Source organism: Streptomyces sp. NPDC043861, from assembly GCF_056435905.1.
This window is the reverse complement of record NZ_JBWKDP010000015.1, coordinates 111605-123939: the sequence shown is the minus strand read 5'-3', so window position 1 is coordinate 123939 and position 12335 is coordinate 111605. Positions and strand designations below refer to the sequence as shown.

9 protein-coding genes are annotated in these 12335 nt (G+C 68.8%); 3 read left to right on the top strand and 6 right to left on the bottom strand.

Going from position 1 to position 12335, the window contains the following annotated elements; all coding sequences use genetic code 11:
- The first annotated feature begins 63 nt into the window (after positions 1-63).
- On the top strand, positions 64-1317 hold the full coding sequence (locus AC068D_RS29005; protein ID WP_478826051.1) for a hypothetical protein: 1254 nt from the start codon (positions 64-66) through the stop codon (positions 1315-1317).
- 1088 nt (positions 1318-2405) lie between these two features.
- Here AC068D_RS29005 and AC068D_RS29000 read toward each other — a convergent pair.
- From AC068D_RS29000 to AC068D_RS28985, 4 genes are all read right to left on the bottom strand, one after another.
- A complete protein-coding gene (locus AC068D_RS29000) occupies positions 2406-3587 on the bottom strand; it encodes a cytochrome P450 family protein (RefSeq protein WP_478826050.1) in 1182 nt (393 codons plus the stop codon).
- Entirely contained in the window at positions 3584-4834 is a 1251-nt protein-coding gene (locus AC068D_RS28995; RefSeq protein WP_478826049.1) for an MAB_1171c family putative transporter, read from the bottom strand. Before AC068D_RS28995 ends, AC068D_RS29000 begins: the two co-directional genes overlap by 4 nt.
- Positions 4835-4853: 19 nt before the next feature.
- Positions 4854-5375 (bottom strand): hypothetical protein, encoded by a 522-nt coding sequence (locus tag AC068D_RS28990; RefSeq protein ID WP_478826048.1) that lies wholly within the window; start codon positions 5373-5375, stop codon positions 4854-4856.
- Between the two features lie 84 nt (positions 5376-5459).
- Positions 5460-5951: a helix-turn-helix domain-containing protein gene (locus AC068D_RS28985; protein ID WP_478826047.1), complete on the bottom strand. Its 492-nt coding sequence runs from the start codon at positions 5949-5951 to the stop codon at positions 5460-5462.
- A 323-nt stretch (positions 5952-6274) separates the two neighbouring features.
- Here AC068D_RS28985 and AC068D_RS28980 point away from each other — a divergent pair, with 323 nt between their 5' ends.
- On the top strand, positions 6275-7729 hold the full coding sequence (locus AC068D_RS28980; RefSeq protein ID WP_478826046.1) for a PucR family transcriptional regulator: 1455 nt from the start codon (positions 6275-6277) through the stop codon (positions 7727-7729).
- 89 nt (positions 7730-7818) lie between these two features.
- Here AC068D_RS28980 and AC068D_RS28975 read toward each other — a convergent pair whose 3' ends face one another.
- Together AC068D_RS28975 and AC068D_RS28970 are read right to left on the bottom strand one after the other, a co-directional pair.
- On the bottom strand, positions 7819-8823 hold the full coding sequence (locus tag AC068D_RS28975) for a linear amide C-N hydrolase (RefSeq protein ID WP_478826045.1): 1005 nt from the start codon (positions 8821-8823) through the stop codon (positions 7819-7821).
- Between the two features lie 627 nt (positions 8824-9450).
- Positions 9451-10482 carry a hypothetical protein gene (locus tag AC068D_RS28970; protein WP_478826044.1) on the bottom strand — a complete coding sequence of 344 codons (1032 nt, stop codon included), beginning with the start codon at positions 10480-10482 and terminating at the stop codon, positions 9451-9453.
- 639 nt (positions 10483-11121) lie between these two features.
- On the opposite strand from AC068D_RS28970, the gene AC068D_RS28965 reads away from it, so the two are divergent.
- Positions 11122-12303, top strand: a complete 1182-nt coding sequence (locus AC068D_RS28965) for an FAD-dependent oxidoreductase (protein ID WP_478826043.1) — start codon at positions 11122-11124, stop codon at positions 12301-12303.
- The last annotated feature ends 32 nt before the right edge of the window (positions 12304-12335 follow it).

Below are 12335 nucleotides of genomic sequence, written 5' to 3'. Positions count from 1 at the left end.
CCCGGTGGGGGCCGGCCGATATTGCCTGGCGGCCGGATCTGCGGTCGGGCAGGGTGCCGGGTGATGAGCGATGAAGACACCATGGCGTACGCCCCTCCCGACTCTGTCGAGGGCCTGCTGCAGCGGGGGCGTGGCTTGGGCGCGGTACGGGCGTTCCAGGATCCGCAGGGGGCTGTCGGGTTCGTGTACGACGGGATCCGTCGTGACTGGCGATGGGATGGAACCGACGACCGCGCTCTGTATCTGGCCAGGCTGGTTCGGGACCTGGGGCTGTCCCCGATGCCGGTCATAGACCAGCTGGCCGAGGACGAGGAAGCGACCTCGCGCGCCTGCGAGGTGTTGGAACTGCTGGCACTCGCCGGATGGGAGCAGGCCCGGGAAGGGCTCCGGACGTACATCAGGGAAGGGCCGCACTGGGTCGGCGTACTCGAGTCGGTCTCGGCCGGCTGGCCGGCCGAGTGGTGGGAAGACCTCGGTGACGTCGCACGCGCACGGATCGGCGGAGAAGAGGAGCTTCCATGGTCCATCGAGCCGTGGACCCGGTTCGGGATCAAGGTGCGGTCCCGCCCGTTCGTTCCGCGGCCGTCCCTGGCCGGGCTCAGCGACGATGTGCTCCTCACCCTGCTCGCCGACCGCTCTGCCGCATTCAACACGAAGGTCGACGCATTGCGTGCGCTGAGCCGCCGAGAGCCCGTGGAGGCGCTGATCCCGCTGGTTCCCTCGCTCGGCACCCCTGACGGGCGACGGCCATTTCCCCTGCTCAGGCAGGAGGTTGAGCGTCTCGGTGCACTGGCGGTACCGGCGGCGCAGGGGTGGGCGCAGGACGGGCGCCCGTGGCTGGCTCAGCTGGGAGCGGAGGTGCTGGCCGATCACTCCGGCCCCGAGGCCGTGCCGGGACTGGTGGCGGAACTCGCACAGCAGTGGGCAACGCGGGCCTGGTGCGGCCCCGATGCGACGGCGCGGCGTGTGGCCCGGTTCGGACCCGACGCCGCGGGGGCGGTGCCCTACCTGCGGCGCTTCTGGCTGCACACGCCCCACTCGTACGAGCGGGCCGTGTACCTGGAGGCGCTCGCTGCTGTCGACCGGGGCGGCCTGGACTACGCGTACACCGAGTCCCTCTGGGACTGCGAGGAGAGGGCGCGGCTGATGGGGATTGCCTCGGCACCGGACGGCCCTGACGTCCTGGAGCGGATCGCAGTACTGCGCGACGACCCGATGGAGACGTCCGAGGTACGAGCCGCGGCCAGAGCGCGACTGGCGGGACACGACCAGCCCGGCAGCGCGTCGCACGATCTGATCCGGCGGGACGGACGCTGAAGTTCCGCGACGCGCTCGTCGTTCAGTGCTCCGGGATCATCTCCCAGCCACTGAGTGATCCGTCAGACAGCTCCTGTCCGGGCTTGTCGGTCGCGAGCTGCCGCAAGCAGCAGGACCAGTCGGTAGGTGGCGCAGTCAGCGGCGGTGAAGGTGCCGGTCCGGCCGCCTTCAGCGCCTGATCCTGCACTGCACACAACAGAATCTCTGTCCTGATCTGTCGGACCGTCCCCAGCCACTGACACTGGTCCTCGTGAACATTCACGAGCTCGTCGATCACCAACTGCCGCCGCAACCAGTGAACATACGCTGCTGCCGAACGTGAACGAACCCACGCGCAAGCGGCTCCCACAGCGTTTCGGATGACCACCACCGCCCCTCAGGGGCCGCAGCACAGCACATTTTCGGCCATCTATGAGACTGGGGCGCAGGTGTCTTCGAGGGACATCAGTGCTTGCACGATGTGGCCGATACTGGGCGCCAACAGGGATTCAAGGTCGCTCATGGCCGGGATGGTGTCGGCTCCGGCAGGAGATAGCGCCGAATTTGGTCATTGATGAACAGCCTCGGCCTCATTCGCTCAGCTGTGGGCACTAGAGTGATCACAGGCCCGGATGCTGTCACCCCCGTCGGTATCCGGGCCGTCCTCATGCCGGCGCGGGCCTGCCGCCGCACCGGCGGCGACGGTGAGGTAGGGCCCGGCTCACGCGTGCTCGAGCTCCTCGGTGTTCTCAGCCGCTCGCTCCCTCGACGCACTGCCACTGGGAAGCTGCCTGGGCGCCGTGTCTCGTGGACGTACTCCCGACCGGTGTTCCGCAGCGATGGGTATGTCGAGCTCAGCGGTCGGTCGCCTTCGGGTGGAGCCCGTCATGGAGGCCCCACGGAGCCGGCAGCCCTTGTCAACCGGTGGGGCGAGCCGGCCGATTCGGCCGGTGCCCGCGCGCTCCAGCGGGCAGCACAGAGGGCCCCAGGTTCGTTCGCCTGGGGCCCTCGTGTCGTGCGGGCTCGTCCTGCCCCACCCCCGTGGGGGCTGGACGAGCCCGGTCAGTGGCGCTCGCTCCTGGAGCGAGCGTGGCCGGCGGCCTGCGCTTTCACCAGGTGACGGGTAGCTCCTGCAGGCCGCGCCGGTGGAACGAGTGCACCCACTTCAGCTCGTCGGCAGGGCCGGCCAGAGTGAGGGTGGGGAAACGCTGCAGCAGGCTGGACAGGGCAACCTCTCCCTCAATGCGAGCGAGCGGTGCGCCGAGGCAGTAGTGGATGCCGTGGCCGAAGCCGAGGTGTGCCGGCGTACGGGTTGGGTCGAAGGTGTCGGGGTCGTCGAACTGGGCGCTGTCCCGGTTGGCCGAGATCAGGGAGACCCAGACCCGGGCGCCGGCCGGGATGTTCACTCCGCCGATCTTCAGGTCTTCCTGGGCGAAGCGTCGGACTCCCAGGGTGAACGGCGCGTTCCAGCGCATGGTCTCCTCAAGGACGACCTGGACCGGGGTGGTGCCGTCGAGCACGGCCTGCTTGTGCTCGGGGTGGAGCAGCAGCGCGAGGGCCGTGTTCCCGATCAGGTTGACGGCGTTGTCGTAGCCGGCGAACAGGATCAGGAACGCCATTGCGAGCAGCTCGGGTTCCGTGAGGCTGTCGCGCTCGTCGCGGGCCTCGATCATCGCCGAGAGCAGGTCGTCCGTGGGGTGGGCGCGTTTGGTTGCGATGACATCGACCAGGAAGCGGTGCATCTCCCGCATGGCGGTCCGTGAGTCCACCGCGGCGTCCGGCTCGGGGGAGAGCAGGTTGTTGGTCCAGGTCCGGAAGTCCTGGCGAGCGTCGGTGGGAATGCCGAGGAGTTCGCATATGACGGCCATCGGCAGCGGGTACGCCAGAGCCTGCATGAGGTCGGTCGGACGGTCGACGACGGCGTCCAGGAGCGCATCCGTGTGTGCCTGGATGCTGTGACGGAGTCCGTCGAGCCGGCGCGGAGTGAACGCCTTCGAGACCAGTCGGCGGAGTCTCGTGTGGTCCGGCGGATCCATGTTCAACAGGTGGGCGTCGAGCTCGGGCGGCATGGAGGACCGGTATCGGCCGGTGGTGTGGGCGTTGGCTTTGTTCAGCGACAGCCGTGGGTCGTTGAGAGCCTCGCGCACGTCCTGGTACCGGGTGATCAGCCACACGGGTGCCTCGTCCGGCGTGCTCGTGCGGTGGACCGGGCCGGCTTCCCGCAGCTCGGCGTAGACGTTGTGCGGGTCCGCCATGAGGCGGTCCGTGAAGAGCGTGGGGGTGGTGGTCATGGTTTCGCGGCTCCCATGGTCTGTGGGTGTCCGGTCCTGGTGCCAGCCACTTCCTGAACGACGTCGTTGCGTCGGAAGGCGTCGGCCACACGGATGAGCCAGTCTCGTTCGCCGATCATGTCGCCGGCCGCCGGGTCATGCGGGACGTCTGCGGCGTGGGAGCGATCCTGTCCGGCCTTGAGTGCTTGGAGGGCCGCCTTGATCTGGGCGGCTTCGATGATGGCTTCGACCTGGTCGGCCGGGACCTTGTTGGTCGTGCTGATGTCGCGTGCGGCATGAGCAACAGCGGGGTCGAAGTACGGCTGGAGAGCCAGTTGTCCGTCGCGGATCTCGATGACCTGACGGTTGACGAGGAACGCCAGGTCGTCGTCGCGCAGCGCCCGTCGTGGGTCGTCCGGGTGCAGATCGGGGAAGAGCACGACCTCGGGGAACGCGCGGGTCAGAGCAGACCACAGAGGCCAAAGCCGCCTGTAGGCGCGGTAATCGCCGACCCGCCCGCGAGCACGGTCGAGACCGACGCCCCAGGCCGGCATGGTGAACCCGAGTGAGAACAGCCAGGCGGAAACGCTGGCGCACATGGGTGCCACGACGTTGTTGACCGTGTCCAGCGGAGAGGTCCCGACGAGGTCCCAGACCAGAGTGACGACCTTGATCGGTCCGTAGCCGAGTCCGGCGATGGCAGCGGCGGCGATGGTGCGCAGACCGCGGCGCAGCCACACGCGATCGACCACCTTGGAGTACCGCCAGCACATCTTGACCAGGCCCACCATGCCGACCGTGTAAAGGAGTTGGTAGACCAGCAGGAACTGGGTGATGTACGGGGTCTCGGCATAGTGCGTGTCGAAGTCGACATGGTGCTCGCCGTCACTCACATCGCCGAGCGAGAAGAAGGTGATCATCGCGGCCACGGTGATGACCGCATACGACACGATCAGCCGGTGCCACATCTTGACCCGGTTCTGAGCGGACGACCAACTCACCAGCAGGGCCAGGAAGCACGTGATGCAGATCGCGACGGAGCAGTACACGATCAGGGTGGCGATGTTGGTGATGCCCAGCAGCCCGTCGATGCGCACATAGAGCCAGGGCGAAGCGACGACGAAGGGGGTGGCGAACGTGGCGATCGACAGGCACACCAGTCTCAGTTCGCGGTTTCTCCAGTCGCGGAGCAGATCGCGGAACTTGTAGAGGAACGCGCTCCAGGAGATGACGGCCAGAACGCCGTAGACGAGGTTGAACAGAAGCATCCCGCCAGTGTTCCCCATGTCAACTGCGCTCCAGCGAGCGCCCGATGTGGACGATGAGGTTGGCCACGCCCGGCGACACGTTCGCCACGGGACGGTGGACGGCCACATCGCCCTGCATGGGCATCAAAGAGGCGACCAGCTCGGCCGCGCGTTCTTCCTCGTTCGAGTACTGGGTCCGGCCGAGCACGCTGCGAACCAAGTCGGGTGACAGCGTGGGCATCAGCAGCCGAATCACCTCGTCGGGCATCACGGGCGCAGCCTCGTGCCCACACACCATGTGTCCGAGTTCATGGCGGATGATGTGTTGCTGATGCGCTTGCGTGGTGAACTTCTGGTAGCCGATGTAGTCGGCGTCGTCGGTGGACAACCACAGTCCGCACGGCTTCCCGGCACCGGTGGGCATCGGGAGCTCGATGAGGGAGATGGGGCGACCGCGGAGTTCCTCCATGCGGTCGCACAGGACGTTGACATCAGCCCGCTCGGGGATGTCCAGCGACTTGACCACGTCGGTGCAGTACCGACGAAGCTCCTTGTTGTTCATCCCCTCACCCCCCGGGTGACTGATCGACCAGCGCCATATCACGTACTCCACTGCACCCCTGCTTTCCCCACGCCCCGGCGGGGCTCATTGGCCGGCGGGGGTGTCAGGGTCCTCGTGCGAAGCGCTGCGTCGTGGCTGCAGCCTTCCGCGCGTTCCGTCGGCCTTCCCCAGATGCTCCAGCATCGGGACGAGCGCGCCGAGGGCTTCGTCGGGCAGTGAAGCGACGGTGCGCAGTGCAATCTGCCGGACGCCGGCCTGCTTGAGCGCGCCGAGGAGGTGGAGGTTCCGTCTGACCTCTTCGCCTTCGTCACCCTCGAAGAAGGTGGCGACAGGTACCTTGAAGAAGTCCGCAAGGTCCTTGATCAGCTCGTACCCCGGGTTGGTGCTCTTGCCCTTGCGGAGGTTGCCGATGTAGGTCTTCGACACATCGACCGCACGGGCCACTTCGGCGTCGGTGTACGGGTAGCCGCGCTCGACCGGGTAGACGGTCTCGAAGAGGTGGTTCAGCCTGTCGGCGAAGGTGTTTGCCTCGGGCTCAGCCGGCTGATCAGCTTGAGCGGCGTGAGCGTCCGCCATGCTACCTCCCTCGTTCAAGAATCAATTGACTTGCGAGCGAAGGCGCATGGTCGCGCCGACGGGCGTTGCTCGGACGGTTCGACCGGACCCATGGAGTCAACTTGCGGCGAGAATAGCAGACTTGGTCGTCCATATGAGTTGACCGCCGGGTGACGGTGGAGCAGAGCGGGTACCTCGATGCCGCAGCGCTCCGCAAGACAACAGGAAAAGGCTGCTCGCAGGCCCAATCGCCGGGGGACGCCTGTGAGGACGACGCCCGCTCCCGGCGGTCTCGGGGCCGGAAATGCTCGACACCACGGGCCGGTTGACTGCCTGCCGTCGACGTGTTCGGCGTCGATGTACACCCGGACGACGCTCCACCCCGCCTGCTTGGCGGTGTCGTTGAGTTCTCGCAGGTCCTCGGATGCGCCCTCGACGACCTTCTGGGACGGCTCAGGCCCGACCCCCACCGGGACGTCGACCCGGTCGTGCCCACGGCCACCGTGGCCATCGCAGCACAGACACTCGGCGCGGACCCAGTGGGATGGGCAGTGCAGACCGCCGACGCCATGGCGGCCGAGATCCTCGAGCAGGTGCCCGACCACAGCGGCGGCCGAGCCGCCGTGACGACCCTGCGGCGCTCCACCGAGTCGGCCGTCCTCACCGCGCTGCAACTGCTGCTGTCCGACTCCCCACGATCCATCACCGCACTGACGGACGAGACACTCGAAGGATGCCGCGAGTTCGCCCGCCGTGGCATCCCCCTCGACCAGGTACTGCGCGGCGTACGGCTCGGACACGCCCGGCTTGCGCACGAACTGGCGGCGGCGATCGAGGAACACCTCCCCGCCGCCGAGCGGCTCACCGAGCTGCGCCGAGTATCCGACCTGCTGTTCACCTATGCCGACGCTCACGCGAGTCTCATGGCCGAGGAGTACATCGCCGAACGGGACCGCTGGCGCGGCAGCGACCAGGCTGCCCGCCGCGCTGTCGTCGACGATCTGCTCGCCGGGCGCCCGTTCGATGCCCAGGCCGCCGCGCTGCGACTCCGATACGACCTCTCCCGCACCCACATCGCCGCCGTGCTCTGGTGCGACGACACGAAGACCACCATTCCTGCCGCCGAGCGCCTGCACCGTACGGCCAGGGCGATGGCACGCGCGATGGAGGCGACCGGCATTCTGCTCATCCCCGCCAACGAGACCAGCACCTGGGTCTGGTTCGCCCTCGCCGGCGAAGGGCCGTCCGACCCGGCCGAGCAACTACGCAGCGGCCTCGACAGCCCCGAGGGAGTACACGCTGCCCTGGGCCCACCCGCCCACGGCCCGCAGGGCATGCGCCGCAGCCATCTGTGCGCCCTCCAGGCGGAACGCATCGCCCTCCTCACCGCCGACGACTGGCTGTGCGATTACCTCGATCACCGTCTGGTGGCCCTGGCGACGACGGATCCCGAACCCGCACGCTGGTTCGTGCAGGACATCCTCGGCCCACTCGCCTCCGAAGGCGCCCGGATGAGGGAACTGAGGGAGACCCTGCGCATCTACCTCGCCGAGGAACGCAGCCTGCGAACCGCGGCCGAGCGCCTGCATGTCGCCCGGAACACCGTCACCTACCGCGTCAAACGCGCCGAGGAACTCCTGCCCGCAAGGACCGCAGCCGGCCGCACACTGGAATGCGCCTGGCACCGGAGATCGCGCAGACCCTCGGCTGCCGAGGCCTGGGAAGCGCGTGAGCGCACAGCCCGTCACCGCTCCGCCGCGCCGGGGAGCCCGGTCCGGAAGCAGCGGCTCGATCCGTGACCGATGTTCCCGGAGGGGACAGTCCCAGTTCGGAGCCGGGTATGGCCATCCGCCCGATGACTGTCGCGGCAGGCTCGGTTCACCGTCCGTCAGCCCTCATGGGATTCGGGAGAGTGTGAGAATTCGCCCGAGACGTCCCCGGAGAGGTCGAGCCCGTCGGGATTCAGCGTCATGACGGGGGCGCCGGGCGACAGATCGAAGTGATCGATCCGGGCCCACAGAAGGTTCGGGCTGGTGGCCAGTTCGAAGAAGTACCGCTTGCCGGTAAGGTCGCAGATGGTGCGGTACTCGGTGTTGTAGGTCTTGAACCTCCCCGAACGATACGGCGCGCCGAAGGGCACCGAGGCGTTGCGGGTGACGGCCAGGATGGCGGCGACCGCCTGCCGCTCGTCGGCCGGCTCGGGCAGCAGTGCGCTGAAGTAGGCGGCGCGCTGGAAGCGGTCGACCGCATTGACGTTTCCTGGCAGGGGGATCTCGCTGTTGGGCTCGTCGTGGCCGAGTTCCCGCACCCTCCGCACCTGCTCCTCCAGCAGACGGAGTTGTTCCCCGTAGGCGGGTTCGTTCGTCATGATCGTGTAGCTGCGGTGGTGATGCACCTGCCGTTCACCCACGATGTACTCGATGATCGCCGAGTCTCCGGACATGTCCTCCAGGGCCACATGAACCGTGGCCGCGAAGCCGCGCATCTCGACCGGTACCAACTGGAACGTGTCGAGCAGGTCCAAGGCCTCCTCGACGGTCCCGGCGCAGTCCAGCAGGTATTGGATCCACAAGGCGATCTGGAGACCCGGCTTGTCCGGATCACGGGGGCCGAGGTCGGTACTGTCCAGATAGAGCATGTGCGCCGCAAGGCCGGCTTCGTTGAGGCCGTCGGCCGTTCCCGCGCCGTAGACGGTCGTCACGAGGCTGCCGAATCTGCTCGTCCACAGGAGGGGGTTGTCGCTGATTACGGTTGCGCTGCCCAACTTGCCACCGTTGCGCTTCAGTCCCTGGGGGAAGACGGTCAGGACCGGCTCGGTCGACTCCGGCCAGTCCATCGTCCGGCCGGCGAAAACGGCATGATCGTTGGTGTTCCACAGAATCCGCGTGCACATGGGTGAATCCCTCTCTGTGTGAACCACGCCCATCAATTCGTGGACGAGGGATGTACCCCATGGTCCCGTTACGACGAGCGTGCCACCGACACCTATGCACAAGGACTGCCACGACCCGGTGGACCCGCCACCCCCGCACGGCCGAAAGAACCTGATCAGCCCTGTTCAGGCACCCTTGCATCGGCGGTGCCGGCGGCGTGGAACGAGACCGGTCTGTGGACAGTCCGCTCGCGTCCCGCTCACGGAGCTCGGCTCGGCGAAGTACCTGGACTGGTCACGTCCGGGCCGCTCGGCGGGGCCCACGAGGGGTCCGGGCCCGGTCGACCGCGGAAACGGCCGGGCAGCAACAGCACGTCCCCGTCGGCGAGCGGGGCATTGCGCTCGAGGTGGCGACGACCGGCGGGCACCGCAACGAATGTCCCCCAGCTCATGACCCTGCGGTCAAGGGCCCTCGTTTCCCCGGACCCGTCGGCCGGCCACAGAGCCGAAGGGAACCTCGCATCGACCCTCGCCACCTGCCTCAGCACCCTGTGACACGTCCCCGCCTTCGTCGGGGGCCTCTACTGAGCCTCGGGGCCGCCCCGTACACGCGCCGCCCGCCCGCCGCATGCCCGTCACATGCGTCGCTCAGGCCCTTCCTGACGGGTCCTGGAACCTGGCTGCTGCGGCCTGGACCTGGATCTCGATGTCGTAGTGCCCGCTCACGTGGTCATGGATGCGGGAGACCCGGAGCCGTTGCTTGTGCGCGTCGGGCACGTCCTGGTCCGCGCGTGCGGGGTCCAGCGTGCCTGCGTCCGACGACCGCGCCTGACCGGGTCCCCACGCAGCCCCACCGGGCAGTGGTCGGTTCGGCTGAACGGACGGCGATACGGCCGGATCGGGCGCCTCACTGTCGTTGCCCATCAGCGAGGAGACGGCGATGAGACCACCCACGGCCCCGACCCCGCACACGCCCGCGAGCCGCCCCGGCTTCACGACGAGCCGCGCGACGTCGATGCCTTTGGCTCTCGCCTTCGGTCGGGCAGGTGCGGGTGACGTCACCGGGGTCACGGGCCACGGGAAGCAGTTGGGCCCAGGGGTGAACGGCGGCACTGCATCCTCGTCCGCCGTGTCCCACAGGGGGTGACCGGGGCTCGGGGCGTTGTCAGGAGACGAGTCGGGCTGCGGGATGACATGGTGGTGGGTGCCGACGGGGGGCGATCCGACTGCCGCTGTTCGGCCTGCGACCCAATCCGGCTCGCGTGCGACCGTGGGCTCGTCATCCGGTTGGGTCCCGCGCTCCCACAGTGGCTCCACCATGACCGCCGTCGTGGCAACCGGGCGTGGACTGCGTGCCTCTCGCATCGGCCGTCGTGGTCGGAACGCGTCCCAGTCGTCGCCGGGCTGCCGTGATGGGTGCGAAGGCGCGGTCCCGGGGGCGGACGAGCCGCTGGAGTCCGTGCTGCGTCCCGCCCCGCCGAGCGGGTGTTCCATGGACGTTCGGATCTCGGGGGCTCGTGACGCACCGGCCGTTCCATGCAACGGGGCGACACCGCCGCGGAGTTCGGCACGAGCGGCGTCCAGCGCGTCCAGAACCTGCTGGAAGGAGTCCATGATCGAGCGCTCGAACTCAGGCCCTGGGGAATGGGCTTCCTGACGCTCGCTGTCGTCAACTTGCACCGGCAGTCCTCCTCGACCGACGTCCTCGGCACTGCCCGACCGGGACAGTTGGAGGATGTCTTGTAGCGGACGGATACGCATCGAAACGATTGAGCCGGCACCTTGGGGCACCGGGGTTGCAAAGGGGCGTTCGGTCACAGAGTCATACGCGGTCGGCGCGGGTTTGTCTCATGTGCTGTGCGAGGAACTGCTTCCTCGTCGATGAGCACCCTTGCCTGCCGGAGACATTTCTGCGGGCTGTCCGGTGCGCGGAAGGTACCGGCCCGGATGACCCGGGCCGGTGTCGTCGCGCGGCAGCGGAAGGCGACGGCGACGCGGATGAACGGACCGCCCGTACATACAGGAGCGCGTCCAGTCAGCAGCTCCGACCGCCGCACCGGATCGACGAGAGCCGCGACAGCACACTGCGGACCGGCGCAGAGGAACGGTCACCATGACCTGCGGTGTCGTCGAGAATGCACCGCCGCTGTGTCGACCGCGCGGTGCGTAGGCCCCCGCAGGCCGGCCGAGGCCACGGTGGCGATCGCGGGGTCCGTGATCAGGGTGCGGCGGTCGGAGCCGGATGCCCTGACTCTAAAGTTGGAGAGTCAGGGCTCTGTGGCTGAAGAGGGTGCCCCAACCGAACGGAAGTGGTGTTCCATGGCGAGACGTCACGCGGTGGTGGTCGGGGCCGGAATCGGCGGTCTCACGGCCGCCATCGCACTGCACCGTCGCGGCTGGCACGTCACCGTCTGCGAACGCGCCCCCGAACCCCCCACCACCGGCGCCGGCATCGGCCTCGCCCCCAACGCCCTGCGCGCACTCGATGCCATCGGCGTCGACGCCGCCCGCGCCGCCGGCAGCGCCGTACCCACCAGGATGGGCGTACGCCGTTCCGACGGCCAGTGGCTCACCCGCACGGACACCGCGGACATGGCGGCCCGCTACGGCATGGCCCCGATCGCCGTCCCGCGCCCGGCCTTCACCGCCGCCCTGACCGCCGCCCTGCCGCCGGAGGTCCTTCGCTACGGCACCGCCGTGACCGGCGTCGACGACGCCACGGGCCGCCCGACCGTTCGTACGGAAGCCGGCCCGGATCTTCCCGCCGATCTGGTCGTCGCCGCCGACGGCATCCACAGCCCGCTGCGCCGCGCGTTCTTCCCCGCCCACCCCGGCCTGCACTACATCGGAGAGACGGCCTGGCGGACCATGGTGGACGCCTCGGACCTCCGGATACAGGCCATGAGCGAGACCTGGGGGCGGGGGGAGCGGTTCGGCGTGACCCCGCTCTCCGACGGCCGGTTGTACCTCTATGCCACCGCAGTCGTCCGGGCGGGCACCCGGTCGGCCGACCCCCGCGTCGCACTCCGCCAGCGCTTCGGCTCGTGGCACGACCCGATTCCGGCCCTGCTGGACCGCGTCGACCGCCTCGACTCCACCGACCTCCTCCAGAACGACCTCTACGACCTGGCCGCCCCGCTCCCACACCTGCACCACGGCCGGATCGCCTGGCTCGGCGACGCCGCACACGCCATGGCCCCGAACCTCGGCCAGGGCGGCTGCCAGGCCATCGAGGACGCCGTGGTCCTCGCCCACCTGCTTCCCGCCGGAGACCGCGGAGACGGCACCGGTTCCGTCCCGGCCGCCCTCGCCGCGTACACGGCCGCCCGCCGCGACCGCACCGACGCCGTCCGCGTCCGTGCCCGCCGGATCGGCCGCCTGGGCGTCCTCCGCAACCCGCTCGCGGTGGCGGCCCGCGACCTCGCGGTCCGTGCCACCCCCGCCCGCCTGGCCCTGCGTGGCATGGACGACCTCTTCAACGGCTTCCGCCTCCCGGCGTAGCAGGTACTCGCGTGCCCGGGATGTGTGGCGCC